Here is a 26537-nt window from a genome sequence, read left to right on the forward strand (position 1 = left end):
GGCGGTAGCTTTGGCTGCTTTGCAAACTTTTATATCAAAAATGTATAATTAAGAAGAATTAAACTCTCTCCGTAATAAGTGGAGAGAGTTTCCCTTGTTTTCATACGAAAGTAACAGCAATTACATAGAGGTGAAGGAAATGGAATTAGTAGAAATTAGACAGGAATTAGAGAAAATGGCTAAGCGATTAGCGGCTTTTAGGGGGTCTCTTTGACCTCCCTACTAAGGAGAACCAAATTGCAGAATTAGAAGAAAAAATGATGGGCGCAGGATTTTGGGATGACCAACAAGGCGCACAAGTTGTAATTAATGAAGCGAATGCGTTAAAAGATATGGTTGGAAGTTTCCGTCAGTTAGATGAGACGTTCGAAAATTTAGAAGTAACGCATGAGCTTTTAAAAGAAGAATATGATGAAGATTTACATGAGGAATTAGAATCAGAAGTAAAAGGCTTAATTCAAGAAATGAATGAGTATGAGCTTCAGTTACTATTAAGTGATCCTTATGATAAAAATAATGCGATTTTAGAATTACATCCAGGTGCAGGTGGAACTGAGTCACAAGACTGGGGTTCTATGTTATTACGTATGTATACACGTTGGGCTGAAAAACGTGGATTTAAAGTAGAAACGGTTGACTATTTACCAGGTGATGAAGCTGGTATTAAGAGTGTAACTTTATTAATTAAAGGTCATAACGCTTACGGTTACTTAAAAGCAGAGAAAGGTGTACATCGTCTTGTACGTATTTCACCATTCGATTCTTCAGGTCGTCGTCATACATCGTTTGTATCTTGTGAAGTTGTACCAGAGTTCAATGATGAAGTTGAAATCGAAGTACGTACAGAAGATTTAAAAATTGATACGTACCGCGCAAGTGGAGCGGGTGGGCAGCACGTAAATACGACAGATTCAGCAGTTCGTATTACACATACACCGACAAATACAGTTGTAACGTGTCAGTCAGAGCGTTCACAAATTAAAAACCGTGAGCATGCGATGAAGATGTTAAAAGCGAAATTATATCAAAAGAAACTAGAAGAGCAACAGGCACAATTAGATGAAATCCGTGGGGAACAAAAAGAAATCGGATGGGGTAGCCAAATCCGTTCTTATGTATTCCACCCGTATTCTCTTGTAAAAGACCACCGTACAAATACGGAGGTTGGTAACGTACAAGCAGTTATGGATGGAGAGATTGATCCATTTATTGATGCTTACTTACGTTCTCGCATCTAATAAGCGAAAAAAAGCCAACAAAATTGTTGGCGCATGCTGAGGATATAGAGGATATAAGGCATTTGATTTTATTTTTATAGATGAAGTAAAGAGGAAGAGAAGTTGGAAACGACAACTTCTTTTTTTGATGGGATTATATGTAGATTACAATGCTGTATATTGTTTTGTAAAAAGTAGAGAATAGTAAAATAGAGCGGTAATAGGGTGAAGGTTTATATAGAACTTTTCTAATTTTCCTTTTAAAAAGGATTCTTTATAGAAGTTTTTTAAGTTGTTCACAGAATTGAAACAACTTATGAAAGCTTTATTTTATCAAGGTTCTCACTGTATTTTTGAGGAATATGAAATACACCTTAGTTTTTCTATATAAAGATAATGCTTATAATGAAAATGAGTGTGTTAGGAATAAAAAGAATATCAACAATGGGGAGCGATAGAAGTGAAAAAGAAATTGTTGGCTATTGCGCTAGGGACATCGGTTGTTTTTACTTTAGGAGCATGCGGAAATAAAGAAGAGAGTAAGTCTTCGAAACAGTCTGCAAGCACAGACAGCGCAGAACAAATTTTCCAAAGAAGTTGTGCTGGATGTCACGCAACAGATTTATCAGGGGCAACTGGACCTGACTTAAGAAAAGTGGGCGGTAAGTACGACGCCGCAGATATCGAAGAGATTATTAAAAAAGGCCGCGGTTCAATGTCACCAGGACTTATTCAAGGTGAAGATGCGAAAAAAGTATCTGAATGGTTAGCAGAACATAAATAAAAAAGGTGAAATGGACGAGTTGATAATATAGTCAACTCGTTTTCCTTTTTCTGGGATGTAACATAACTGTAACAAAAATGTATCCAAATTGGAAACCGTTTGATGTTACAATGGGGTTTGTAGAATTTTGCTGAAATATATTACATAGAGTGGTATTGCTTATGAGAAAGCATAAGTAAACTACCTTCAACAAGGATGAATAAGTGAAAATGAAGGATGTCTTTTATTTTCAGATGTACAGAAAAGTATTTCGAAAAAAATCATTAAGTATTGGGTGATAAATAATGATAAAAATGACGAATGTTTATAAGGAGTACCCGAATGGTATGAAAGCCATTGCTGGTCTTACAGTTAACATTAAACAAGGTGAATTCGTATACGTAGTTGGACCGAGTGGAGCCGGAAAATCTACATTTATTAAAATGATGTATCGTGAAGAGAAACCATCTACAGGATCTATTAATGTAAATGGACTTACTATCGAAACATTGGCAGAAAGAGACGTTCCGTATTTTCGTCGTCAATTAGGCGTAATTTTCCAAGATTTTAAATTGCTACCTAAATTAACGGTATATGAGAATGTTGCGTTTGCTTTAGAAGTAATTGAAGAAGAACCGGATGCAATTCGTGAGCGTGTAACAGAAGTTCTAGGTCTTGTAGGCCTTGAAGATCGTGCAGACGCACTTCCAAGTGAGCTTTCGGGCGGGGAGCAACAACGTGTGGCTATTGCAAGAGCAATTGTAAATAGACCAAAGGTTGTAATTGCCGATGAGCCAACAGGTAACTTAGATATTGAAACAGCTCTTGATATTATGAATATTTTTACTCGCATTAATGAGCGCGGCACAACGATCGTTATGGCGACGCATAATGCAGATATCGTAAATACAATCCGTCATCGTGTAATCGCGATTGAAGGCGGAAAAATTGTTCGAGATGAGATTGAGGGAGGATACGGATATGAAGGCTAAGACCCTTAGTCGACATTTGCGAGAAGGTGTAAAGAATCTATCACGTAACGGATGGATGACATTTGCTTCTGTTAGTGCAGTAACAGTTACATTATTACTTGTAGGTGTCTTTTTAACAGCGATTATGAATATGAACCATTTTGCGACGAAAGTAGAGCAAGATGTAGAGATTCGTGTACACATTGATCCAGCTGCAAAAGAAGCGGATCAAAAGAAATTAGAAGAAGATATGAGTAAGATTGCAAAAGTAGATTCTATTAAATATTCTTCTAAAGAAGAAGAGTTAAAACGTTTAATTAAAAGCTTAGGTGATAGTGGAAAAACGTTTGAGTTATTTGAACAAGATAACCCACTTAAAAACGTATTCGTTGTAAAAGCAAAAGAACCAACAGATACAGCGACAATCGCGAAGAAAGTTGAAAAAATGCAGTTTGTCAGTAATGTTCAGTACGGAAAAGGGCAAGTTGAACGATTATTTGATACTGTAAAAACTGGTCGTAACATTGGGATTGCGTTAATTGCTGGTCTTTTATTCACAGCGATGTTCTTAATCTCTAATACAATTAAAATTACAATTTATGCTCGTAGTACAGAAATTGAAATTATGAAACTTGTTGGTGCAACAAACTGGTTTATTCGTTGGCCATTCTTGCTAGAGGGATTATTCTTAGGAGTATTAGGATCAATTATTCCAATTGGCCTAATTCTAGTTACGTATAATTCGTTGCAAGGTGTGTTTAACGAAAAACTTGGCGGAACAATTTTCGAGCTTCTACCATACAGTCCTTTCGTATTCCAATTAGCTGGTTTACTAGTGTTAATCGGTGCTTTAATCGGTATGTGGGGAAGTGTAATGTCAATTCGTCGCTTCTTAAAAGTATAAAAAGTTGCAAACATAATTCGTACAAGCTTATCATATAGTAGAAATAGGTAAAGGCATCACACACTGTGTGATGCCTTTTGCTACACCACCTGTGTGTTTTGGAAAGGGGAATTCCGCATTGAAACGTAGAGTTGCAATTATTGGAATGGTTGTTGCATTTTTAATTGGTGCTGGCGGAATGTTTGCAGGCATGTCTGTATTTGGGGTTACCCCAGCAGAAGTAACGCAAACAATTTCGAGTGGGAATGCTAGCACTGCGCAAGGGAATTTGGCAAAAATTAATGAGGCGTATGCACTAATTGATTCACGTTATGTGGAAGACGTGAAAGATGAAAAGTTAGTTGAAGGTGCAATACAAGGTATGTTGTCTACGCTGAAGGACCCTTATTCCACGTATATGGATAAAGAAACAGCCAAACAGTTTAGTGAATCGCTTGATCCTGAATTAGAGGGGATTGGGGCTGAGGTGAACAAGACGGACGATAAGCTTATTATCGTATCGCCAATTAAAGGTTCACCAGCAGAAAAGATAGGAATTAAACCGAATGACCAAATTTTATCTGTAGATGGAAACAGTGTGAAAGACTTATCACGTGAAGAAGCGGTATTAAAAATTCGTGGTAAAAAGGGAACGACTGTCGCAATTGAAATTAAACGTGCGGGAGTAACTGATCCGATTGTATTTAAAATTAAGCGTGAAAAGATTCCAATCTTTACAGTGTTTAGTTCTGTGAAGCAAGAGAGTGGAAAAGATATCGGTTATATGCAAATCACTTCTTTTGCTGAGAATACAGCGAAGGAATTTAAGGATCAGTTAAAAGAGTTAGAGAAGAAAAATATAAAAGGCTTAGTTATTGACGTGCGTGGTAATCCTGGTGGCTATTTAAATAGTGTAGAAGATATACTAGGGGAAATTATGACGAATAAAAAGCCAATGCTACAAGTAGAGCAGCGAAATGGTGAGAAGAAGAAATTCTCTACGGAACTGAAAGAGAGAAAACCATATCCAATTTCAGTATTAATTGATAATGGAAGTGCTTCTGCTTCAGAGATTTTAGCGGGTGCGCTGAAAGAAGGAGAAGGATACGATTTAATTGGTGAAAAAACATTTGGTAAAGGTACTGTCCAGCAAGCTGTTCCATTTAAAGACGGCAGCAACATTAAATTAACAATGTTTAAATGGTTAACACCGGATGGGAACTGGATTCATAAAAAAGGAATCGCACCAACAGTAGAAGTGAAGCAACCAAATTATTATCATGCGACACCAATTCAAATTGAAAAAACACTTTCATACAATTCAAATGATGTACAAGTAAAACATGCTCAAGAAATGCTTAAGAGCTTAGGGTATGTACCAGGTCGTGAAGATGGATACTTTAGTAAAGAGACAGAATCGGCGCTGAAAGCATTCCAAAATGCGAATGAGATGGAAGCGACAGGACAGCTTGATAAAAAGACAGCTGAAGCGATTCAAACTAAAATTATCGAAAAAATCCGTTCTGGAGAAAATGATTTACAATTACAGTCAGCATTAAAGTTAATGGCAAAATAAGAAGAAATACAGGCAGTTTGCTGCCTGTATTTTTTTGTGTTAAACAAACGTTTGTTTAGTTGTGATAATATAAAAAGAAAGAATGATATAAATGGTGGTGAATGAGTTCGTGGAGGCGTGGATTTTTGAAATAATGCGGGCAGTTGGACGTTTTTTCTTACACCCTGCTGTCTATATATTTGTAATAAGTAGTATCTTCGTTGGATACTTACGTATGTTAAGAGAACGAAAAGATTTTTCTTTTAAAGTTTATGATATTTGGTTTGAACTGCGAACCTCTCTATTTGCAGGGATTGGATACGGATTAGTAGTATCTATTATTACGATTGGGCTTGGACTTGTTGTTTCTAAAGCAAGCTTATGGGCTATTTTAATTTGGACATTACTATTTGGATTAACGGCTATGTATCGATATTTATCGGCAGCTTATACATTTAGCATTGCGATTGTATGTGTTCTATTATCTTCTAAGCTACCAGTTTCCTTCTTACAGCTTCGAGAAGGTGAAGAGAATACCATCGTATCCCTTGCTATTTTACTAGGCGTTATGCTTATTGTAGAAGGCTTATTGATTTCTAAAAACGCGGTAGGATACTCTACACCGAAGATTAGGAAGGGGAAGCGTGGATTAAAGATTGGTTTACACGAATCAAAGCGTTTATGGATCGTTCCTATTTTTATTCTTGTACCGGGTGATGCGGTAACGCAGTTTATTTCATGGTGGCCTGTCGTTTCAATAGGTTCAAATACATATTCTCTATTCCTCGTTCCATTTTTAATTGGATTTATGAGAAAGATTAAAAGTTATGAGCCGACGGAAGCTTTATTATTTACAGGAAGACGTGTTTATGGATTAGCAGGACTTGTGCTCGTTTTAGGAATCGCAAGTTACTGGTGGCACGTACTTGCAATTATCGCGATGGGAGTCGCGATGCTTGGGCGTTTCACAATTTCGATGCAAGAGAAAATTGCCGATGAAACAAGACCAGCGTATTTTGCTGCACGCAATGATGGGCTCGTTGTACTAGATACAATTCCAAATACAATTGGAGCAGAGCTGAAATTACTGCCTGGAGAAATTATTACGAAAGTAAATGGAGTCATTCCAAAAAGCGCCGAGGAATTTTATGATGCGCTTCAAACGAAGACGACAGGAGCATTTTGTAAATTAGAAGTATTAGATACAAATGGTGAGCTTCGTCTTGCACAAACTGCATTATATGCTGGTGGACATCACGAATTAGGTATTGTATTCGTTGAACAGGAGCATGAGTGGGATTCGGAAGCGATGTAATAGAAGGAAAGGTATCACCTTGTGGTGGTACCTTTTTTGTTTTTTGGGGGGAGGGTAGTTAGTAAATGAAATTTATATCGGCGATTTTGCAAATATATCAGCGTAACTCGAAATATATCGGCGATTATTCGAATATATCGACTTTCCGGCCAAAAACGACAGCTATCGCAAAGCTTATTTTCAGTTTCATAGACGGATAACTTGAATAATTATTTGATAATGGTTATCATTTAGGGAGTCTTTTTAATTTTGGAAAATGGAGGTAAGATATGCTGCGTAAATTTTTCTCGTACTATAAACCGTATAAAGGTTTATTTATACTCGACTTTTCTTGTGCGGTTGTCGCAGGATTATTAGAACTCGGCTTCCCGCTTATCGTAAATCAATTTATTGATAAGTTATTGCCAGGGCAAAACTGGACGCTTATTTTATGGGCTTGTTTCGGTTTACTCGCAGTTTATATGTTAAATGCAGGCTTACAATATGTCGTTACATATTGGGGACATATGCTTGGTGTTAACATTGAAACAGATATGAGGCAGAAATTATTTGATCATATTCAAAAGCTATCATTCAGATTTTTTGATAATAATAAAACAGGTCATTTAATTTCGCGCCTTACAAACGATTTAATGGAAATTGGGGAAATTGCTCACCATGGACCAGAAGATTTATTTATCGCCGTAATGACTTTAGTTGGGGCATTCTCATTTATGATGATGATCAACTGGAAGTTAGCGTTATTAACGTTCTTCGTCATTCCATTCCTATTATGGTTAGCACTTTACTTCAATAAAAAAATGACAGGTACATTTAGACGTTTATTCTCAGACGTTGCTGATTTCAATGCATGTATTGAGAACAATGTTGGTGGTATTCGCGTTGTACAAGCATTCGGAAATGAAAAGTTTGAGAAAGAGCAATTCGCTGTGAACAACGCTCGTTTCCGTACAACGAAATTAATGGCGTATAAAATTATGGCTTTAAATTCATCGATTAGTTATATGCTCATGCGTCTCGTAACGCTCTTCGTATTAATATGCGGTACATGGTTTGTTCTGCAAGGAGAATTAACATACGGTGGATTTATCGGATTCGTTCTATTAACGAATATTTTCTTCCGTCCAATTGAAAAAATTAACGCGGTAATCGAAAGCTATCCGAAAGGAATCGCTGGTTTTAAAAGGTATGTAGAGCTTCTTGAAACAGAGCCTGACATTGTAGACTCTAAAGATGCAATGGAAGTTAAACAGGTACATGGTGATATTCAATATAACAACATTACGTTCGGATATGAAAATAAAGAACCGATTTTAAATGATATTAGTTTGAACATACATGCAGGTGAAACGGTTGCGTTCGTTGGACCATCAGGAGCAGGGAAAACGACGTTATGTAGCCTATTACCACGTTTTTATGAGCAATCATCTGGATCAATTCAAATTGATGGTATTGATACGAAAGATATGACATTATCTTCACTTCGTAAGCAAATTGGAATTGTGCAGCAAGATGTGTTCTTATTCTCAGGAACAATTCGTGAAAATATTGCTTACGGGAACTTAAAGGCGTCAGAAGCTGAAATTTGGCAGGCAGTAAAACGTGCGCAGTTAGAAGACTTAATTTACTCACAACCAGACGGTTTAGATACTGTTATCGGTGAGCGTGGTGTAAAACTTTCTGGTGGACAGAAGCAGCGTCTAGCAATTGCTCGTATGTTCTTGAAAAACCCGCCAATTTTAATACTAGATGAAGCTACTTCCGCACTAGATACTGAGACGGAACTTGCAATTCAAAAATCACTTGCTGAATTAGCAGCTGGTCGTACAACGTTAATTATCGCTCACAGACTTGCAACGATTAAAAATGCAGATCGAATCGTCGTTGTAAATAAAGACGGTATTGCAGAACAAGGTTCACATGATGAATTAATTGAGCGTGGCGGAGGATACAGTAGGTTATACGAAGCTCAGTTTAGTTCGTAAATATAATTTGTACTGAATTAGTGCACCATAAGTAGGTAAAAATCTCATATGGGAGGCTATAAAGTATGATTGTAACAACAACGTCTACAATTCAAGGAAAAGAAATTATTGAGTATATCGATATCGTCAATGGAGAAGCGATTATGGGCGCGAATATCGTTCGTGACCTCTTCGCTTCTGTCCGTGACGTTGTCGGCGGTCGTGCGGGTGCTTATGAAAGTAAATTAAAAGAAGCGCGCGACATTGCAATGGAAGAGATGAAAACTTTCGCAAGACAAAAAAATGCGAATGCCATTGTTGGTATTGACGTGGATTACGAAGTAGTTCGCGAAGGGATGCTAATGGTTGCTGTGAGCGGGACTGCTGTTCGTATATAAAGTGAAACTTTAATCAGTGGGGGTGTTTGTTCCCCACTGATTATTAGTTGAACCAATCGGGCATTAACGGGCAGTTGGTCTCCCATCTACCTTCTTTGCCTTAACCGAATTTTGAGGTGGGAGTCTTACTGCCCGTTAATGCGGGATAAAGTAAAAAGCCGTGCTGATGCATGGCTTTTTACTTTATATGTCGAAGTTTCAATATTTCTTGGGAAATGCGGAAGGTCCCGTCGATATATAGGGAAGACATTAGAGCGCTTCTTTACATTTCCGTATTTAAACTAATAATGTTTCGTATTCTTGGTTGAGAGATGTGATGTCATCGTGATGATTGGGTATAGAAATCCGGCTGATGACTTCAGTTAATTTTGTTTGTAACCTTAATAATTCTTGTTCAGTAACGTTTACAGAATTCCCGGTTGTTCTTTTTGTGTATTGCTCGTAATTACCGTGGAATACTCTTGGTTCACTCTCATCTACTTGTAGAATATGGTCTGCAACAGAGCGAATAAAGGCACGGTCATGGCTAATGAAAAGTATTGTGCCAGGATATTCTTGTAACATGGTTTCTAATTCTTCTTGCGTTGCTAAGTCTAAATAGTTTGTCAAACTTATTTCTGTTCGCTATTTTTGAATTTATTATTATACAATTGTACTTTTGCCAGCGCCTCAGCATCGTTTTTGACTTCATCTAATCCATTCGCATCTCCAATGATATATCCTTCAAATGATGAACCAACAAAATCGAAGATGTATTGAAACTGAGCAATAAGCGGCAATGCCTTCAGTTTTGGATTGTCTCCACCAACGATGACAACATACATCTTTTTATCTTTCATTTTCTCTTTGAAATGAAGAGATGTATCGCGCAAGCTTTGTGACCAGCGATCAACAAAGTTTTTCATATGTCCACTCATTCCGTACCAATATAATGGTGTAGCAAAGATAATCGTGCCGTGCTCTAACATGCGTTTCGTTAACTGCTCGTAGTCATCATTTACAGGTTGGAATCCTTCTGCATCATGACGCTTATCTGTAATAGGATAGACTGTGTGATCACGTAAATAAATTTGTTCTGTTTCAATTCCATCAATCATCATATGTGTTAAAGCTTCCGTATTTCCGTTTTGTCTTGAACTGCCATGTATAACAAACATGTAATCATCCCTTTTCTTTTGCTTGTTTTAGGAGTGAAACGTGTTTTTGCAAATTCGTTTGGATATTGGAAAGTAATGTGATTTGCTTTGTTACTTCATTGAGTTTATCTTCGTAAAGCGTAAGGATACTGCTGCACGGATTGTCGTACAGGTGCGGTTCAATTTCAAGGCAGCGCAGCATCCTTGCCGTCTCTTCTAAATTTAAGCCAATTTGTAAGTACATTTGAATAAGCTCCACTTTTCCGATGGCACTTTCATCAAAATCACGGTAGCCATTTGCGAGGCGCTTAGAAGGGAGTAATCCCTTTTCTTCGTAATGTCTTAGTGATCTTTCACTAACGCCAGTTTCTTTTGATAATTCTCCAATTCGCAATGTGTTTCACTCCTTTTACATGTATTGTAAACCTTCACACTAATGTGAAGGTCAATGCTGTTTTTTCGCAAAAGAATTTACATGATTTAAGAACACTTGAATGGCTTTAGAGGGAATGAAATATTTGCCGCGCACGATGGAGAACGGACGGATTAGTTGTTCATTTGGAACCTCGATGTGGAATAGTTCTTTTGCTAGTAGCTCTTTCCGTACAGTCCAATCAGAAAGTATAGCGATGCCAAGACCGGCGGCGACGGCTTCCTTCACACTTTGAATACTGCTAAATGTAAAGAATCGCTTCATTTTTAAATGGTGTTGATGAATAAATCGATCGCTATAAGCACGTGTACCAGAACCACTTTCTCTTAATACCCATACTTGGTCTTGGAGTGTGCTTTCATTTATTTCCTTTGTGCGGAGCAATGGATGATTTGGCGGAACGACGAGCTTCATTTCATCTTGCATAAATGTTTCAACGTTAACATCAGCGTATACGACTTGCCCTTCCACTAAGCCGATATCAATTTGATTAGAGCGAAGACTTTGCAAAACTTCTTCTGTATTTGAGATAAAGGTATGCACTTCGACGCGTGGATTTTCATTCGCATAGTTAGCGAGTATTTTTGGAAGTAAGTATTCGCCAATTGTAAAACTAGCACCGATGCGAAGTGTTCCTGTTACAACGTTATGTAGTTCATTAATTTCTTGCTTAGCATCTTCGTAAAGAGAGAGCATTTGCTTTGCATGTATATATAATATATTTCCAGCTTCCGTGACTTGGACATGTTTCGGAGATCGCTGAATGAGTGTAGTTCCAAATTCGCTTTCTAAGTTGCGTATATGCATACTTACGCCAGGCTGTGAAAGATTTAATAATTCCGCTGCACGAGAGAAGTGTTTCTGTTCAACGACAGTAACAAAAATTTTTAAAATGTCTACGTTCATATAATGGGCTCCTTTCTTTTCTATCATCTTATCATAAGTATTTCTGATGATAGAGATTTGGTATTGGTATTAAACTTATTATAGAAACTCTCTTATAATGTAAGTAGAAAGAACATGCATGTTCCAATACGATTGTTGGGGTGGTACAAGGTGGAACAAACACTTGTTATACAAAAGAAGAAGGGCTTTGGATTTTCGCAAGGAATTGGGATTACATTATTAATCGCAATTGCCGCGAAATATTTAGCAGAGCTTCCATTTTTAAATATTATGGGACAATTAGTAATTGCTATTCTAATTGGGATGGTTTGGCGCGCTGCAATTGGAGTTCCTCATGATGCGATTGCAGGAACGAACTTTGCGAGTAAGAAGTTACTGCGCTTTGGGATCATCTTACTTGGAATGCGATTAAATCTTGTTGATATTGCGAAGGCGGGGCCGAAAGTATTGGTCATCGCGGCGGTTGTTATTACATTTACTATTTTTGTTGTATACGGACTAACGAAAGTATTTAAAGTAGAAAAGAAACTTGGGATTTTAACAGCATGCGGTACGGCAATTTGCGGCGCGGCCGCAGTCGTGGCAATTGCACCGCAAGTGAAAGCAAAAGATGACGAAACAGCAGTTGGAGCGGCGATCATTGCAATTTTAGGTACAATATTTACGCTTATTTATACGTTATTATATCCAGTGCTTGGCCTATCTCCATACGGATATGGAGTGTTCTCAGGGGCGACACTGCATGAAATTGCTCACGTAATTGCGGCTGCGGCGCCAGGAGGAAGCACGGCTGTAGATATCGCAGTTATCGTGAAACTAACGCGCGTTGCAATGCTTGTACCAGTAGCGATTTTAATCGGATTATGGTTTGGTAAGAGTGAAGGTAGCGAGGAAAAAAGATCATGGCGCGACCTTCCAATTCCGTGGTTCATCTTCGGGTTTTTAGCAATGAGTGCAGTGCATTCGCTTGGGATTATTCCAGAAGTTGTTGCGGGATACATTGTTGTCATTGCTTATATGCTAATCGCAATGGCGATGGCAGGGCTCGGTTTAAATGTAGAGTTTAAAACTTTCCGTAAATTAGGAAGTAAAGCATTCGTGGCAGGGCTGATTGGCTCGGTTTGCTTATCGGTTCTTGGATACGTTCTTGTATGGGGATTAGGATTTATATAAGTAGGACGAAGAAGCTGTTCCAAAAGATATTTTGGGGCAGCTTCTTTCTTATGCTTATGGTGCTACTGATGTCGATATATTTGGGAAATCGCCGATATAAATGAAGTTGCGCTGATATATTTAAAAAATCGCTGATATAAATTGAATTACTCTTGTACTTTGTTAGAGAAAATATGCAGTGAAATGTTTTTCTAAAATTTGTAAAGATATCTTTACTTGTAACTGGAAAATATTTATAATTTAAGTAAAGATATCTTTACTTTTGAAGGTGGATCCTATGGGTGTGAAAAATAAAATAAAAGAGTTAAGAAAGCAAAATCATATAACACAAGTTGAAATGGCAAAGGCGATGCAGGTGACGCGGCAGACGATAGTGGCGATTGAAAATCATCATTACAATCCGAGTCTAGAGTTATCCTTAAAAATCGCCAAGTATTTTGGAGTGAAGGTGGAGGAAATCTTTACGCTGGAGTAAGGGGAGAGAAATGGTAGGAAAACGAGCATAGCGATAGGGGGAATAAAAAATGCAGGATGAGTTTGAGAGATTTCAGTCAGATAAAGCGTTTAAATATGTAGGGTTATTTTTTACGATTAGTTTAGCGATATGGAGTTTATATAATTTAATTGTTGATGGAAATGCTGGTATGCCGTTTGTTTTATTTGTACTAGGGCAGTGGGTGTATTTTCTTGTGAACTATTGGCCGAAGTGGAAATATAGAAATCGAAAAGAGGCTAATCATGTATGAGTAAGAGAGAGGTCATGAGACTCGTAGGGAGTTTGCTTGTAGCAGGAATTCTTTTAAATACGAGTTTAATGATTTTAAGTATTTCGTGGGGAACTATTTTTATATCGAATGTAGCGCTAGTCATTTTATATGGAATTTCGGAATATAAAGAGCAGAAGCGTTTGAAAGAAGAGGGAGTACCATCGATTGATGAGCGAGTTGTGAACAAGATGAAGTCATATTTTATGATTTGTATTACAAGCTTCGTTTTCTTGTTTATTATGTATCTTTGTGTAAATAAGTATTTAGATAGGCAAGCAGTACATGTAACTGAGCTATTATATATTACTATTTTTGGTGTATTAATAAGTATCGCATCAACGAGCGTGTTAGCAACAAGGAATAATAGATAGAAAAAGGGGAACTGGGATGGGATTACCGGTGTTATGTGTCGCTACAGCTATATTTGCGCTTCTTTGGGGAATGCAAAATTTTTCTCGTAATCCAGTGCCGAGTATTTGTATTATGATTGGTACTGTAGGTTTATCGTATTATTTATTATTATTAGCCCATTATCATAAAACGGCAACGAGTGTTGTTGTTGGAGCACTTATTTTATTTTGTGGGCGCGCCATACAAAAGGGGTTATTTCCATAAAAGCTGTTTATACACTTTGTATAAACAGCTTTTTGTATTTTTTTTACAAAACACTTGAAAGTTACGTAACGTCATCTTCTATAATGAGGGGGAAGAGGTGATGGTAGTGATTTCAATACAAGAATTGACGAGAGAAACAGGGGTTACAGTACGTACACTACGTTATTATGATCAAATAGATTTATTAAAGCCGAGCGGAAAAACAGAGGGTGGGCATCGGTTATATAGTGAAGCTGACGTTATTCGTTTGCAACAAATTTTATTTTTAAAAGAAATGGGATTTTCATTAAAAGAAGTTGCGAATATGTTAGTAAAAGGTGAGCTGGATTTGAAAAAATCACTTGAAAACCAACTTCGATTTGTACAAGAAGAGCAAAAGAAGTTCAATCGAATGGAGCGTGTTTTACAAGCGGTTGTTTATTCGGTAGATGTAGAGGGAGAACTTGATTGGAAAGTTATGTTTGAACTTATTCAGCTTTCAAAACAGTCTCCTCGTATACGTGAAATATTTCAAAATGAAGTATTTTCAAAGGAAGAACAAAAGTTGCTTCATAATTTGCCGAATATGAGTGAGGAAGATCCGAATGTTTTAGAATGGGTAGATTTATTAAAGCAATTACGTATTTTTATGAAAGAGGGTAAAGAAGCCACTAGTGATGAAGTACAAAGGGCAATGAAGAGATTAATGCAGAAGTGTTTAGAAATGGCTAATGGTGACGAAGCGTTTTTAGATAAGTTATGGGAAGTTAGAAAATCAAAGGAAGATTCACAGAAAATGAGCATGTATCCAATTGAAGAAGAGTTTTTATTATATATGGATGAAGCTTTTCGTATTTATGATGAAAGGGAGAAGGATAAATGAGCATACTCGCAGAATATCGTTGGTATTTTTTAATTGGAGCAGAGATTGTATTTTGGTTATCGGCTATCGGTTTCTTTTTACTCCGTTACGGATTCCGTTTGAAGAAGGCGAGCTTTATTATGGGGATTGTACTCCTCGTAAATGAAGTGTTTATTTTAACATTAGGGGCAGTGGACTATTATCAAACAGGAAAGTTCTCTAATTTTCAAATCATTACTGTAATTATTTTACTGTATGCGGTTTTCTACGGGAAAAAGGATTTGAAGAAGCTTGATATATTTGCGCAAAAGCTAGTTGCGAAATGGCGTAATGAACCGGCGCCTATTATTGAAGAACAGGTAGAATTAACAGGTATGGCCTATGCAAAGCAGGAAATAAAAAATTGGGTATTACATCTTGTTTTATTCGTCGGTGTGCACATATTCTTTTTCTTCGCGTATGGATTTATTCCATTTGAACAATGGGGTAATTGGTTAGAATCGGGAATCGTTTTAAATAAAGCTGCAAGTCGCGTGAGCCAAGTGTGGGCAATTATATTTTTAGTTGATACAGCGATTTCATTTTCATATGTGGTTTTTCCGAAGAAGGAGAAAGGAAAAGAAAAGCTACTTTCATAGTTGAAAGTAGCTTTTCTGGTATACAAATAATTTTTATAGGAGAGGATGACAATAGAAAAAAGAACCAGCTTTATATGTCTATTTCTCTTTAGTTTAGTAGCATGCTCATCATCTAACACTACAATTGATAAGAAGAACGATGTCATTGTAAAGGGAACCAGGATTTCCAATCTAGATAAATTTGAAAATTTCGTTTTGAATGTCGAACAAAGGGAAGTTGATAAAATAAGAATTGTACAGTATACCCTTGAAGGGGACCCGATTTTTCAAACGTTAGAGTATAGTGGGAACGATATATTTTATGTTTCAGATAATAGAAAAGACAAATTTGCTGGGAAGGATAAAGGGTTACATAAAGATAGTTGTAAAAGTATTGTTAAAGAGCAGCGCGAATCAGAAAGTACTTATCGGTTAATAGATTGTACGAATGAAGCTGGGCGCAATGGATATGACTTAGTATATGTACCTAAAAAATAGAATTAGTAGAGGAAGGAAGTATTTACTCCTTCCTTTTTCTATGTGTATATTGTCGAAAACTTTACCGAATATCTGTTCGTTTTTTTAGGTTTTTTATAGGCATTCGTGGTAAAATAATAATACAGATTTTTATGAGGAGGTCGGATTTTACTTGGAACATCAATTTGAAATTATATCAGCGTATTCCCCGCAAGGTGATCAGCCGGTAGCTATAGAGAAGCTTGTAGAGGGAATTAATAGTGGAAAGAAAAAGCAAGTGTTGCTTGGAGCGACAGGAACGGGTAAGACATTTACGATTTCAAATGTCATTAAAGAAGTGCAAAAGCCAACACTTGTTATGGCTCACAATAAAACGTTAGCAGGACAGTTATATAGTGAGTTGAAAGACTTTTTCCCGAATAATGCAGTTGAGTATTTTGTTAGTTATTACGATTATTATCAGCCGGAAGCGTATGTACCACAAACAGATACGTTTATTGAAAAGGACGCGCAGATTAATGATGAAATTGATAAATTGCGTCACTCGGCAACGTCTGCATTATTTGAACGGGACGATGTAATTATCGTTGCGAGTGTATCGTGTATATATGGTTTAGGTTCTCCTGAAGAATATCGCGAGTTAGTTGTATCACTTCGAGTTGGTATGGAGAAGGACCGCAATCAATTGCTTCGTGAACTTGTTGATGTACAGTATGGACGTAATGATATTGATTTCAAGCGTGGTACATTCCGTGTGCGCGGAGATGTAGTTGAAATCTTCCCAGCATCACTTGATGAGCATTGTATTCGAATTGAATTTTTCGGCGATGAAATTGATCGTATCCGTGAAGTAAATGCGTTAACAGGTGAAGTATTAGCAGAACGTGATCATGTAGCAATCTTCCCAGCATCTCACTTCGTTACACGTGAAGAGAAAATGAAGGTCGCTATTGAAAATATTGAAAAAGAATTAGAAGAGCGTTTAAAGGATTTAAATGATAACGGTAAGTTGCTAGAAGCACAGCGTATAGAGCAACGTACACGTTATGATTTAGAAATGATGCGCGAGATGGGCTTTTGTTCAGGTATTGAAAACTATTCCCGTCATTTAACACTTCGTCCAGCGGGTGCAACACCGTATACGTTATTGGACTATTTCCCGGAAGATTTCTTAATTGTTATGGATGAGTCGCACGTATCAGTGCCACAAGTAAGAGCGATGTATAACGGGGACCAAGCACGTAAGCAAGTGCTTGTGGATCATGGATTCCGTCTGCCGTCAGCTTTAGATAATAGACCGCTCATGTTTGATGAGTTTGAGGAGAAAACAAATCAAGTTATTTACGTTTCGGCGACGCCAGGACCGTACGAGTTAGAGCAGTCACCAGAAGTAATAGAACAAATTATTCGTCCAACAGGGCTTTTAGATCCACCAATCGATATACGACCTATTGAAGGGCAAATTGACGATTTATTAGGAGAGATTCAAGATCGTATTGCAAAAAATGAACGTGTATTAATTACGACTTTAACGAAGAAAATGTCAGAGGATTTAACGGACTACTTAAAAGATGTAGGAATTAAAGTGAACTATCTTCATTCTGAAATTAAAACGTTAGAACGTATTGAAATTATTCGTGACCTTCGCCTTGGTAAGTTTGATGTACTTGTCGGTATTAACTTATTACGAGAAGGATTAGATATTCCAGAAGTATCACTTGTAGCAATTTTAGATGCTGATAAGGAAGGGTTCTTACGTTCAGAGCGCTCATTAATTCAAACAATTGGTCGTGCCGCGCGTAATGAAAACGGCCGCGTTATTATGTACGCAGATCGTATAACAAGATCCATGGGAATTGCAATTGAAGAAACGCAGCGTCGTCGTACTATACAAGAAGCCTACAATAAAGAGCATGGTATTACGCCGAAAACGATTCAAAAAGGCGTACGTGATGTAATCCGTGCAACGACAACTGCTGAAGAGACAGAAACATACGAAGCAACTCCTGCTAAGAAAATGACGAAAAAAGAGCGTGAAAAGACAATTGCGAAGATGGAAGCAGAGATGAAAGAAGCAGCAAAAGCGTTAGACTTCGAGCGTGCAGCTGAACTAAGAGATTTACTATTAGAATTAAAAGCGGAAGGGTGAAAAGAGTGAGTAAGAGCAAGGATTTTATCGTTGTAAAAGGTGCTAGAGCACATAACTTAAAAAATATTGATGTAACCATTCCGAGAAATCAGCTTGTCGTTGTAACGGGATTGTCTGGTTCGGGGAAATCATCATTAGCATTTGATACGATTTATGCAGAAGGGCAGCGCAGATACGTAGAATCGTTATCTGCGTATGCGCGCCAGTTTTTAGGACAAATGGATAAGCCGGATGTAGATACGATTGAAGGATTGTCACCAGCGATTTCAATCGATCAAAAAACGACGAGTCGTAATCCACGTTCAACTGTCGGAACGGTAACGGAGATTTATGATTATTTACGTTTATTATTTGCGCGAATTGGTACGCCAATTTGTCCAAATCATGGGATTGAAATTACATCACAAACAGTAGAGCAGATGGTAGACCGTGTTCTTGAATATCCTGAACGTACGAAATTACAAGTGTTAGCTCCTATCGTTTCTGGGCGTAAAGGTGCACATGTGAAAGTACTTGAAGATATTAAGAAGCAAGGATATGTTCGTGTACGTGTTGATGGTGAAATGCTTGATGTGTCTGAAGAGATTACGTTAGATAAAAATAAGAAGCATTCTATTGAAGTTGTAATTGACCGTATTGTTGTAAAAGAAGGAATCGCAAGCCGTCTTGCTGATTCACTTGAAAGTGCATTAAAGCTTGGCGGAGGCCGAGTGTTAATCGATGTAATGGGAGAAGAGGAACTTCTATTTAGTGAACATCATGCTTGTCCGCATTGTGGTTTTTCAATCGGAGAATTAGAGCCGCGTATGTTCTCATTCAACAGTCCGTTTGGAGCGTGTCCTTCTTGTGATGGACTTGGTTCAAAGCTAGAGGTAGATTTAGAGCTTGTTATCCCGAACTGGGATTTATCATTAAATGAACATGCGATTGCACCTTGGGAACCGACAAGTTCACAATACTATCCACAACTTTTACAATCTGTATGTAATCACTACGGCGTTGATATGGATATGCCTGTGAAAGATATACCGAAAGATTTATTTGATAAAGTGTTGTACGGAAGCGGGGAAGAGAAGGTTTATTTCCGCTATGTAAATGAATTCGGTCAAGTAAAGGAAAATGAGATTTTATTTGAAGGTGTTATTCCAAACATTGAACGTCGTTATCGTGAAACGAGTTCTGATTACATTCGTGAGCAAATGGAAAAGTATATGGCAGAACAAGCTTGTCCGAAGTGTAAAGGCGGCCGCTTAAAGCCTGAAAGCTTAGCTGTTTTTGTTGGTGATAAAACGATTGCTGACGTAACGAAGTATTCAGTTCAAGAAGTACAAGAATTTTTCTCGAATGTAGAGCTAACGGAGAAGCAACAAAAAATAGCTCATTTAATTTTAAGAGAAATTCAGGAGCGCGTTGGATTCTTAGTGAACGTTGGTTTAGATTATTTAACGCTAAGTCGTGCGGCTGGTACGTTATCAGGTGGTGAGGCGCAGCGTATTCGCTTAGCGACGCAAATTGGTTCTCGTCTAACTGGCGTACTTTATATTCTTGATGAGCCTTCAATTGGTTTACACCAGCGCGATAACGATCGTCTTATTCGTACATTGCAAGAAATGCGCGATTTAGGTAATACATTAATCGTTGTTGAGCATGATGAAGATACGATGATGGCTGCTGATTATTTACTTGATATCGGACCAGGTGCAGGTATTCACGGTGGGCAAGTTGTATCGGCAGGGACACCAGCTGAAGTGATGCAAGATGATAATTCGTTAACAGGAAAATATTTAAGCGGTAAAGAGTTTATTCCAGTTCCACTTGAAAGACGTAAAGGTGACGGACGTAAAGTGGAGATTGTCGGCGCAAAAGAGAATAACTTAAAGAATGCAAAAATGTCATTCCCACTCGGTACGTTTGTAGCGGTAACAGGTGTATCTGGATCAGGTAAAAGTACGATGATTAATGAAGTACTATATAAATCGTTAGCGCAAAAGTTATATAAAGCGAAAGCGAAGCCAGGTACTCATAAAGAGATTAAAGGTCTTGAACATTTAGATAAAGTAATTGATATTGATCAATCGCCAATTGGTCGTACACCACGTTCTAATCCAGCGACGTACACAGGTGTATTCGATGATATTCGTGATGTGTTTGCACAAACGAACGAAGCTAAAGTGCGCGGATATCAAAAAGGACGTTTCAGCTTTAACGTAAAAGGTGGCCGTTGTGAAGCGTGCCGTGGTGATGGAATTATTAAAATCGAAATGCATTTCTTACCAGATGTGTATGTTCCGTGTGAAGTTTGTCACGGTAAACGATATAATCGTGAAACGTTAGAAGTGAAATATAAAGATAAGAATATTTCTGAAGTGTTAGGGATGACAATTGAAGATGGAGTAGAATTCTTCGCCAATATTCCTAAAATTAAGCGTAAACTTCAAACGCTTGTAGATGTTGGGCTTGGTTATATGAAATTAGGTCAACCAGCAACAACATTATCTGGTGGGGAAGCACAGCGTGTGAAATTAGCTTCTGAATTACACCGTCGTTCTACAGGTCGTACGTTATATATTTTAGATGAGCCAACGACTGGGTTGCATGCGCATGATATTGCACGTCTTCTAGAAGTGCTGCAACGTCTTGTTGAGAGTGGTGAGACGGTACTTGTAATTGAACATAATTTAGATGTGATTAAAACAGCTGATTATATTGTTGATCTTGGACCAGAAGGCGGGGACAAAGGTGGACAAATCGTCGCTTCGGGAACGCCAGAGCAAGTAGTAAAAGAAGAGCGCTCGTACACTGGTAAGTATTTAAAAGAGATTTTAAATCGTGATAAAGCAAGAATGAAAGAGAAAATAAAAGAAGTAGAGTTATCGCAATAAGTTTATTGATGAAAACCGAGTGGAAATGACGCTCGGTTTTTATTTTACGAGGAAAAACTGGTAAGTATGTTAGTAGGTATACAAGCATGAAAGATAGAATAAGTTGATATAAGTGTTTGTATCATACTTGCGTTTATTATCTATTAGCGTATGATGAAATATATATGTTTAAAAGGATGTGTAACGAAATGAGATGGATTGTATCACTTCTTGTAAATAGCGTTGTGTTAATCGCTGTATCGGGGCTTTTAAAAGGGATTGCACCAGATGCATTTTACGTAGCAAATATACAAACTGCAATTATTGCGAGTATTATATTGGCGGTTTTAAATGTGTTCGTAAAGCCGTTTTTAATTTTAATTACGCTACCAATTACTGTTGTAACTTTCGGCTTCTTCTTAATTGTTATTAATGCGATTACGTTAAAAATAGCAGATTCATTATTAGGAGATGCTTTTAATATATCAGGATTTGGTGTAGCGATTGTTGCGGCAATTTGTATTTCAATTTTTAATATGATTATTGAGAAGGCAATTGTGGAACCTCTATATGAAAAAAAGAGAAAATGACAAAAAGAAAAACATTTCATTATTCGTATGAAATGTTTTTTTCTATTTATTAGAAACCGTATTTCTTGTTTCCAGAAAAAAATGGTACAATATCCGGTAGAATGGAATTTTACATCAAACGAGACTGAACCCGCAGCGGAGTGGAGGTTTATACATATGCCAAAAGTAAGGACAAAAGATTTAATTGAACAATTTCAATTGGAGTTAATAAGTGGTGAGGAAGGAATTCATCGTCCGATTGATACAAGTGATTTATCACGACCTGGAATTGAAATGGCAGGATTCTTTACATATTATCCAGCTGATCGCGTGCAGCTTCTTGGAAAAACGGAGCTCACGTTCTTTGATACGTTAACAACAGAGCAAAAACAAGAGAGAATGAAAGCGCTTTGTACCGAGGAGACGCCATGTATTATTATAACTCGTAATCAAGATGTACCAGATGAGTTATTACAAGCATCACGTGAATCAGGCATGCCTTTATTACGTTCTTCTCAAACGACAACGAGATTATCAAGTCGTTTAACTAATTATTTAGAAGGTAAGCTAGCACCAACAACTGCTGTTCATGGTGTGTTAGTAGATATTTACGGTGTTGGTGTTTTAATTACAGGTCAAAGTGGTGTTGGTAAAAGTGAGACAGCTCTTGAACTTGTGAAGCGTGGTCACCGCCTTGTTGCGGATGATAGTGTAGAAATTCGCCAAGAAGATGAAGACACATTAGTAGGAAGCTCACCAGATTTAATTGAGCATTTATTAGAAATTCGTGGTCTAGGTATCATTAACGTTATGACGTTATTCGGTGCAGGGGCAGTGCGAAATTATAAGCGTATTACACTTGTTATTAATCTTGAAATTTGGGATCAAAAGAAAAACTATGATCGCTTAGGTCTTGATGAAGAGAAGATGAAAATTATTGATACAGAACTTACGAAGATTACACTTCCAGTTCGTCCTGGTCGAAACTTGGCTGTTATTATTGAAGTAGCAGCGATGAACTTCCGTTTAAAGCGTATGGGAGTCAATGCAGCACAGCAGTTCTCAGAACGATTAATGAGTGCGATTGAGTTAGGGAATCAGGAGTAAACATTGGAGAGGGAGGTCATATATATGCTGTTAGGTTCTGTACCGCAGCTTGACCGCGTAGCTGTCCAACTTGGGCCGTTTCCTGTTTATTGGTACGGGATTATTATCGGTACAGGTGTGCTATTAGGTCTTTGGCTAGCAACTCGCGAGGGAGAAAGGCTAGGTATTCCAAAAGATACATTTGTTGACCTTGTATTAATTGCAGTACCGATCGCTATTCTATTTGCGAGAATGTACTATGTTATTTTTGAATGGGAATATTACGCGCAAAACCCGAGTCAAATTATTAATACTCGTCAAGGTGGCTTGGCGATTCATGGTGGTTTAATCGGAGCGGTTATTACAGGGATTCTTTTTGCAAAGCGACGCGGGGTTTCATTCTGGAAGTTGGCGGATATTGCTGCACCAAGTATTTTACTAGGACAAGCAATTGGCCGATGGGGAAACTTTATGAACCAAGAGGCGCATGGTGATGAAGTAACGAGACAGTTTTTAGAAGGTCTTCATTTACCAGATTTCATTATTAATCAAATGTATATTGAGGGTGTGTACTATCATCCGACGTTTTTATATGAATCATTATGGAATTTTGCAGGTGTAATTTTACTACTTGCATTAAGAAAAGTGAATTTACGCCGCGGGGAATTATTCTTCACATATTTAATTTGGTATTCAGTAGGACGCTTCTTCGTAGAAGGCTTACGTACAGATAGTTTAATGCTAGGACCACTTCGTATTGCACAAGTAATGTCAATTGGACTTGTTGTTATTTCTATTATTTTCATTATTGTGAGACGAAAAATGGGGCAAGCTGATAAAAGATATTCGGAAAATTAGAGAAAAGTAGCATCTTATTATAAGATGCTGCTTCTTTCATATTCAGGAAGGCGAAAGGACTAAGGCAATGAGAATAAATACAGTGTTATTTGATTTAGATGGAACTTTAATTAATACAAACGAACTTATTATTTCTTCTTTTTTACATACTTTAAATACGTATTATCCAAATCAATATAAGCGTGAAGATGTGTTGCCATTTATCGGTCCATCTTTGCATGATACTTTCAGTAAGATTGATGAAAGTAAGGTTGAAGAGATGATTACAAGTTATCGCGAATTTAACCATGATCATCATGATGAATTAGTAGAAGAATATGAAACTGTATATGAAACGGTTCGAGAGTTGAAGAAGCAAGGTTATAAAGTTGGTATTGTTACAACGAAAGCGAGACAAACCGTTGAGATGGGATTACAGTTGTCAAAGCTTGATGAATTTTTTGATGTTGTCGTGACAATTGATGATGTAGAGCATGTGAAACCACATCCAGAGCCACTTCAAAAAGCGCTTGAATTATTAGATGCAAAACCAGAAGAGGCATTGATGGTTGGAGATAATCATCATGATATTGTCGGTGGTCAAAATGCGGGGACGAAAACAGCTGCGGTTTCATGGACGCTGAAAGGTAGAGCGTATTTAGAAGCTTACAAGCCGGACTTTATGCTAGATAAAATGAGTGATTTGCTACCGATTTTGTCTAATATGAACCGTTCATAAAGGTCCAAGTAAGTTAGTAGAGGAGCGAGCTAAGTGCGACGGACAACGCGCTATCCTGTTTCAGGAGAAAATTCATTATGGAATGTGTATAAAACAGTGTCTTTTTGGAAGGTAATGAAAAACTTTATTATTATCCAAATTGCGCGTTACACGCCATTTTTATCTGTGAAGAATTGGTTGTACCGTACTTTTTTACGGATGAAAGTAGGAAAGAAAACATCATTTGCGCTTATGGTAATGCCGGATATTATGTTCCCGGAAAAGATAACTGTGGGAGAGAATTCGATTATTGGCTATAATACAACGCTTTTAGCGCATGAATATTTAATTCGTGAATATCGACTTGGGGAAATCGTCATTGGAAATGAAGTGATGATTGGAGCGAATGTAACAATATTACCAGGTGTGAAAATTGGAGACGGTGCGACTGTCTCAGCTAGCACACTTGTTCATAGGGATGTACCGAGCGGTGCTTTCGTAGGTGGAAATCCAATGCGTATTATTTATACGAAAGAGCAAATGACCGCAAGAGAAGGTTCATGGTGAAAATGTAACATTTCTCCTCTTTTTTTATGAATAAAAAGGAAATAATTGAGTATAATATACTGTTTTGTTTTTTACGGAATCGTTTATACTTATAGATAGAAGAATGTGTGAGCGAAGAAAACAAAAAACTGGAGGATATATGGGGAAAAATCAAAGGATATATAAGGAGAACGGACAAGTTATCTCTTTTAATCAATTAGCGGACTTCTTTTATAAAAAAGGGATGAGAGCTTACAAAGGGCAAAAATTGCAAGATGCAATTAAATATTTTCGAAGAGCGGCACAAAGTGAGAAGGAGCCGTTTATTTTATGTCAATTAGCAACAGTATTATCTGAGGCTGGTGAATATCAAGAGTCGAACCAAATCTTCTTAAAGTTAGTTAGATCTAATCCAGAACTTGAACAGTGCTATTATTTTATTGCAAATAATTATGCATATATGGGGTTATTTCAACAGGCGAAGAAATATGCGGATCGTTATTTAGAAGTTGCAAAAGAGAAGGAATTCGTAGAAGATACATTAGAACTTCTTGAGATTATGGAAGAAGAAGCAATGGGTGCGGAAGAGATTGAAGATGAAGATGATTTAATTGTTATGCAGGAAGAAGCGAATCGTTATATTCGTAATGGACAATTGGAAGAAGCAATTGCTACATTAGAAATTGTTACGAAAGATTATCCGGAATTTTGGTCAGGTCATAATAATTTAGCCATTGCACATTTTCAATCGGGTAATGTAGACAAAGCACTGAAGTTAACAGAAATGATTTTAGAGAAAAATCCTGGTAATATACATGCGCTTTGTAATACGCTTATTTTTCTATATTCAATTGGAGAGCATAAACAAGTAGAAGCGTTAGCGGGACAGCTAGTTTCGGTATATCCGATTTCATTTGAACATCGTTTGAAACTGGGAACTACACTTGCAACAATTGGTTATTTCGAGCATGCATATAAATGGTTCAAACTATTAAAGCGTCAAGGATACGAAGGAGACGTTAGTTTTTATTATTGGTTTGCATATTCTGCGTATATGGTGAAAGATCAGCAACTAGCTGAAAAAATGTGGCAACATGTCGTGGAATTGCATCCTGATAAAAAGGGAAAAGAACCGTGGAATGCGCTGAATTTAGCAGATGAAGGACAAAACGTGTTATTTGAAGAATTACGAAAATCATTTCAGCAAAGTGCGACGCTAGAAGAACAAATGCTAGCTTTATATTTAATGAATGAATTGTCAACGCCGGAGAAGGTTGGATTCTTCTTTGATATAACGCAAGCGAAGAACGGTGTTCCCATCGTATCGCAACTTGCAAAGTACTTCTTTTTACTTAATAGTCATAAGAGTATTCCAGCTGATTTACAACAATTTGAGCAGTGCGCGAGAATCGCGGATGCCTTATACAATTATACGAAAAAAGATGATGAATTAATTGAAGAGTGTTTACACTTTTGGTTTTGTACGTTCATACGTTTATATACATCTGGAGACATATTTACAAATGTGTACGGCTGGTCAGCTGCGATTGAATACATTGTACGCGGCGAACAAGGAAATAAAATGACACAGTCGGAGCTTGGAGATGTATATAATGTATCTGTAGCGACTGTCCGAAAGTATGTGCAAGCTGTTAAGCGTACGCACACATAAGATAAGCAAATCATTGGGAAAAAAATGATGCTAACAGTATAATGAGGGTAACTTAATTGTGTAGGAAT

29 protein-coding genes are annotated in these 26537 nt (G+C 37.4%); 25 read left to right on the forward strand and 4 right to left on the reverse strand.

The window, feature by feature from the left end; all coding sequences use genetic code 11:
* The first annotated feature begins 139 nt into the window (after positions 1 to 139).
* The 9 genes from prfB to AC1Q8L_RS20925 all read left to right on the forward strand — a co-directional run bounded on the left by prfB (position 140) and on the right by AC1Q8L_RS20925 (position 9066).
* A protein-coding gene (gene prfB, locus AC1Q8L_RS20885) for a peptide chain release factor 2 (RefSeq protein ID WP_096001455.1) occupies positions 140 to 1238 on the forward strand; the annotation gives its coding sequence in 2 pieces (ribosomal slippage) (positions 140 to 211 and positions 213 to 1238; 1098 coding nt in all).
* A gap of 439 nt (positions 1239 to 1677) precedes the next feature.
* Complete coding sequence (cccB, locus tag AC1Q8L_RS20890) at positions 1678 to 2001, forward strand: cytochrome c551 (RefSeq protein WP_000727975.1); 324 nt, start codon at positions 1678 to 1680, stop codon at positions 1999 to 2001.
* A gap of 284 nt (positions 2002 to 2285) precedes the next feature.
* Entirely contained in the window at positions 2286 to 2972 is a 687-nt protein-coding gene (ftsE, locus tag AC1Q8L_RS20895) for a cell division ATP-binding protein FtsE (protein WP_000594319.1), read from the forward strand.
* A complete protein-coding gene (ftsX, locus tag AC1Q8L_RS20900) occupies positions 2962 to 3855 on the forward strand; it encodes a permease-like cell division protein FtsX (protein ID WP_000645028.1) in 894 nt (297 codons plus the stop codon). The genes ftsE and ftsX overlap by 11 nt, the downstream gene beginning before the upstream one ends.
* 118 nt (positions 3856 to 3973) lie before the next feature.
* Positions 3974 to 5410, forward strand: coding sequence for a S41 family peptidase (locus tag AC1Q8L_RS20905; RefSeq protein ID WP_000830318.1), 1437 nt, complete (start codon positions 3974 to 3976; stop codon positions 5408 to 5410).
* Positions 5411 to 5501: 91 nt separating this feature from the next.
* On the forward strand, positions 5502 to 6704 hold the full coding sequence (locus AC1Q8L_RS20910; RefSeq protein WP_016085217.1) for a PDZ domain-containing protein: 1203 nt from the start codon (positions 5502 to 5504) through the stop codon (positions 6702 to 6704).
* Between the two features lie 65 nt (positions 6705 to 6769).
* A complete protein-coding gene (locus tag AC1Q8L_RS20915) occupies positions 6770 to 6904 on the forward strand; it encodes a hypothetical protein (RefSeq protein ID WP_254906602.1) in 135 nt (44 codons plus the stop codon).
* A gap of 69 nt (positions 6905 to 6973) precedes the next feature.
* The gene (locus tag AC1Q8L_RS20920) at positions 6974 to 8689 is read left to right on the forward strand and encodes an ABC transporter ATP-binding protein (RefSeq protein WP_000944628.1); all 1716 of its coding nucleotides are present in this window, start codon (positions 6974 to 6976) and stop codon (positions 8687 to 8689) included.
* Between the two features lie 65 nt (positions 8690 to 8754).
* Complete coding sequence (locus AC1Q8L_RS20925) at positions 8755 to 9066, forward strand: heavy metal-binding domain-containing protein (RefSeq protein WP_000637523.1); 312 nt, start codon at positions 8755 to 8757, stop codon at positions 9064 to 9066.
* 276 nt (positions 9067 to 9342) lie between these two features.
* On the opposite strand, the gene AC1Q8L_RS20930 is transcribed toward AC1Q8L_RS20925, so the two are convergent.
* From AC1Q8L_RS20930 to AC1Q8L_RS20945, 4 genes are read right to left on the reverse strand one after another with little or no spacing between them, the layout of a single operon-like run.
* Complete coding sequence (locus AC1Q8L_RS20930; RefSeq protein ID WP_002094198.1) at positions 9343 to 9675, reverse strand: hypothetical protein; 333 nt, start codon at positions 9673 to 9675, stop codon at positions 9343 to 9345.
* A gap of 2 nt (positions 9676 to 9677) precedes the next feature.
* Positions 9678 to 10223 carry a flavodoxin family protein gene (locus AC1Q8L_RS20935; protein ID WP_000497602.1) on the reverse strand — a complete coding sequence of 182 codons (546 nt, stop codon included), beginning with the start codon at positions 10221 to 10223 and terminating at the stop codon, positions 9678 to 9680.
* Positions 10224 to 10227: 4 nt separating this feature from the next.
* Entirely contained in the window at positions 10228 to 10596 is a 369-nt protein-coding gene (locus AC1Q8L_RS20940) for a MerR family transcriptional regulator (RefSeq protein WP_001219209.1), read from the reverse strand.
* Positions 10597 to 10647: 51 nt separating this feature from the next.
* Positions 10648 to 11541, reverse strand: coding sequence for a LysR family transcriptional regulator (locus AC1Q8L_RS20945; RefSeq protein ID WP_098311962.1), 894 nt, complete (start codon positions 11539 to 11541; stop codon positions 10648 to 10650).
* Between the two features lie 150 nt (positions 11542 to 11691).
* Between AC1Q8L_RS20945 and AC1Q8L_RS20950 the strand changes: the two genes are divergently transcribed.
* The 16 genes from AC1Q8L_RS20950 to AC1Q8L_RS21025 all read left to right on the forward strand — a co-directional run bounded on the left by AC1Q8L_RS20950 (position 11692) and on the right by AC1Q8L_RS21025 (position 26469).
* On the forward strand, positions 11692 to 12714 hold the full coding sequence (locus AC1Q8L_RS20950) for a YeiH family protein (RefSeq protein ID WP_000438413.1): 1023 nt from the start codon (positions 11692 to 11694) through the stop codon (positions 12712 to 12714).
* Positions 12715 to 12991: 277 nt separating this feature from the next.
* Complete coding sequence (locus AC1Q8L_RS20955) at positions 12992 to 13189, forward strand: helix-turn-helix transcriptional regulator (protein ID WP_000538364.1); 198 nt, start codon at positions 12992 to 12994, stop codon at positions 13187 to 13189.
* A 49-nt stretch (positions 13190 to 13238) separates the two neighbouring features.
* On the forward strand, positions 13239 to 13460 hold the full coding sequence (locus tag AC1Q8L_RS20960; protein ID WP_001150200.1) for a hypothetical protein: 222 nt from the start codon (positions 13239 to 13241) through the stop codon (positions 13458 to 13460).
* Positions 13457 to 13852 (forward strand): hypothetical protein, encoded by a 396-nt coding sequence (locus tag AC1Q8L_RS20965; protein ID WP_000043994.1) that lies wholly within the window; start codon positions 13457 to 13459, stop codon positions 13850 to 13852. Before AC1Q8L_RS20960 ends, AC1Q8L_RS20965 begins: the two co-directional genes overlap by 4 nt.
* Positions 13853 to 13868: 16 nt before the next feature.
* A complete protein-coding gene (locus tag AC1Q8L_RS20970; protein WP_000524131.1) occupies positions 13869 to 14096 on the forward strand; it encodes a hypothetical protein in 228 nt (75 codons plus the stop codon).
* Between the two features lie 100 nt (positions 14097 to 14196).
* Positions 14197 to 14958, forward strand: coding sequence for a MerR family transcriptional regulator (locus tag AC1Q8L_RS20975; RefSeq protein ID WP_000260342.1), 762 nt, complete (start codon positions 14197 to 14199; stop codon positions 14956 to 14958).
* A complete protein-coding gene (locus AC1Q8L_RS20980) occupies positions 14955 to 15575 on the forward strand; it encodes a hypothetical protein (protein WP_000025200.1) in 621 nt (206 codons plus the stop codon). Before AC1Q8L_RS20975 ends, AC1Q8L_RS20980 begins: the two co-directional genes overlap by 4 nt.
* Positions 15576 to 15620: 45 nt before the next feature.
* Positions 15621 to 16052 (forward strand): DUF4362 domain-containing protein, encoded by a 432-nt coding sequence (locus AC1Q8L_RS20985; RefSeq protein WP_000151278.1) that lies wholly within the window; start codon positions 15621 to 15623, stop codon positions 16050 to 16052.
* A gap of 151 nt (positions 16053 to 16203) precedes the next feature.
* Entirely contained in the window at positions 16204 to 18180 is a 1977-nt protein-coding gene (uvrB, locus tag AC1Q8L_RS20990; protein WP_000400987.1) for an excinuclease ABC subunit B, read from the forward strand.
* A gap of 5 nt (positions 18181 to 18185) precedes the next feature.
* Entirely contained in the window at positions 18186 to 21062 is a 2877-nt protein-coding gene (uvrA, locus tag AC1Q8L_RS20995; protein WP_000045587.1) for an excinuclease ABC subunit UvrA, read from the forward strand.
* 188 nt (positions 21063 to 21250) lie between these two features.
* The gene (locus AC1Q8L_RS21000) at positions 21251 to 21631 is read left to right on the forward strand and encodes a phage holin family protein (RefSeq protein WP_001267308.1); all 381 of its coding nucleotides are present in this window, start codon (positions 21251 to 21253) and stop codon (positions 21629 to 21631) included.
* A 156-nt stretch (positions 21632 to 21787) separates the two neighbouring features.
* Positions 21788 to 22717 carry an HPr(Ser) kinase/phosphatase gene (gene hprK, locus AC1Q8L_RS21005; RefSeq protein ID WP_001127251.1) on the forward strand — a complete coding sequence of 310 codons (930 nt, stop codon included), beginning with the start codon at positions 21788 to 21790 and terminating at the stop codon, positions 22715 to 22717.
* Between the two features lie 24 nt (positions 22718 to 22741).
* Positions 22742 to 23554, forward strand: a complete 813-nt coding sequence (gene lgt, locus AC1Q8L_RS21010; RefSeq protein WP_000924245.1) for a prolipoprotein diacylglyceryl transferase — start codon at positions 22742 to 22744, stop codon at positions 23552 to 23554.
* A gap of 67 nt (positions 23555 to 23621) precedes the next feature.
* Positions 23622 to 24272, forward strand: coding sequence for a pyrophosphatase PpaX (ppaX, locus tag AC1Q8L_RS21015; RefSeq protein ID WP_001222403.1), 651 nt, complete (start codon positions 23622 to 23624; stop codon positions 24270 to 24272).
* A 33-nt stretch (positions 24273 to 24305) separates the two neighbouring features.
* On the forward strand, positions 24306 to 24818 hold the full coding sequence (locus tag AC1Q8L_RS21020; protein ID WP_001255072.1) for an acyltransferase: 513 nt from the start codon (positions 24306 to 24308) through the stop codon (positions 24816 to 24818).
* Between the two features lie 139 nt (positions 24819 to 24957).
* A complete protein-coding gene (locus tag AC1Q8L_RS21025) occupies positions 24958 to 26469 on the forward strand; it encodes a tetratricopeptide repeat protein (protein ID WP_000517723.1) in 1512 nt (503 codons plus the stop codon).
* The last annotated feature ends 68 nt before the right edge of the window (positions 26470 to 26537 follow it).

This window comes from Bacillus sp. GW823-FHT06A11 (assembly GCF_058795355.1).

What these genes read in the sequence shown, in the direction of transcription:
- ftsE (WP_000594319.1), top strand. Translation starts at nt 2,286, where the DNA reads ATGATAAAAATGACGAATGTTTATAAGGAGTACCCGAATGGTATGAAA.
- ftsX (WP_000645028.1), top strand. Translation starts at nt 2,962, where the DNA reads ATGAAGGCTAAGACCCTTAGTCGACATTTGCGAGAAGGTGTAAAGAAT.
- AC1Q8L_RS20910 (WP_016085217.1), top strand. Translation starts at nt 5,502, where the DNA reads ATGGTGGTGAATGAGTTCGTGGAGGCGTGGATTTTTGAAATAATGCGG.
- AC1Q8L_RS20915 (WP_254906602.1), top strand. Translation starts at nt 6,770, where the DNA reads ATGAAATTTATATCGGCGATTTTGCAAATATATCAGCGTAACTCGAAA.
- AC1Q8L_RS20920 (WP_000944628.1), top strand. Translation starts at nt 6,974, where the DNA reads ATGCTGCGTAAATTTTTCTCGTACTATAAACCGTATAAAGGTTTATTT.
- AC1Q8L_RS20925 (WP_000637523.1), top strand. Translation starts at nt 8,755, where the DNA reads ATGATTGTAACAACAACGTCTACAATTCAAGGAAAAGAAATTATTGAG.
- AC1Q8L_RS20935 (WP_000497602.1), bottom strand. Translation starts at nt 10,223, where the DNA reads ATGTTTGTTATACATGGCAGTTCAAGACAAAACGGAAATACGGAAGCT.
- AC1Q8L_RS20945 (WP_098311962.1), bottom strand. Translation starts at nt 11,541, where the DNA reads ATGAACGTAGACATTTTAAAAATTTTTGTTACTGTCGTTGAACAGAAA.
- AC1Q8L_RS20955 (WP_000538364.1), top strand. Translation starts at nt 12,992, where the DNA reads ATGGGTGTGAAAAATAAAATAAAAGAGTTAAGAAAGCAAAATCATATA.
- AC1Q8L_RS20960 (WP_001150200.1), top strand. Translation starts at nt 13,239, where the DNA reads ATGCAGGATGAGTTTGAGAGATTTCAGTCAGATAAAGCGTTTAAATAT.
- AC1Q8L_RS20965 (WP_000043994.1), top strand. Translation starts at nt 13,457, where the DNA reads ATGAGTAAGAGAGAGGTCATGAGACTCGTAGGGAGTTTGCTTGTAGCA.
- AC1Q8L_RS20970 (WP_000524131.1), top strand. Translation starts at nt 13,869, where the DNA reads ATGGGATTACCGGTGTTATGTGTCGCTACAGCTATATTTGCGCTTCTT.
- AC1Q8L_RS20975 (WP_000260342.1), top strand. Translation starts at nt 14,197, where the DNA reads ATGGTAGTGATTTCAATACAAGAATTGACGAGAGAAACAGGGGTTACA.
- AC1Q8L_RS20980 (WP_000025200.1), top strand. Translation starts at nt 14,955, where the DNA reads ATGAGCATACTCGCAGAATATCGTTGGTATTTTTTAATTGGAGCAGAG.
- AC1Q8L_RS20985 (WP_000151278.1), top strand. Translation starts at nt 15,621, where the DNA reads ATGACAATAGAAAAAAGAACCAGCTTTATATGTCTATTTCTCTTTAGT.
- AC1Q8L_RS21000 (WP_001267308.1), top strand. Translation starts at nt 21,251, where the DNA reads ATGAGATGGATTGTATCACTTCTTGTAAATAGCGTTGTGTTAATCGCT.
- hprK (WP_001127251.1), top strand. Translation starts at nt 21,788, where the DNA reads ATGCCAAAAGTAAGGACAAAAGATTTAATTGAACAATTTCAATTGGAG.
- lgt (WP_000924245.1), top strand. Translation starts at nt 22,742, where the DNA reads ATGCTGTTAGGTTCTGTACCGCAGCTTGACCGCGTAGCTGTCCAACTT.
- ppaX (WP_001222403.1), top strand. Translation starts at nt 23,622, where the DNA reads ATGAGAATAAATACAGTGTTATTTGATTTAGATGGAACTTTAATTAAT.
- AC1Q8L_RS21025 (WP_000517723.1), top strand. Translation starts at nt 24,958, where the DNA reads ATGGGGAAAAATCAAAGGATATATAAGGAGAACGGACAAGTTATCTCT.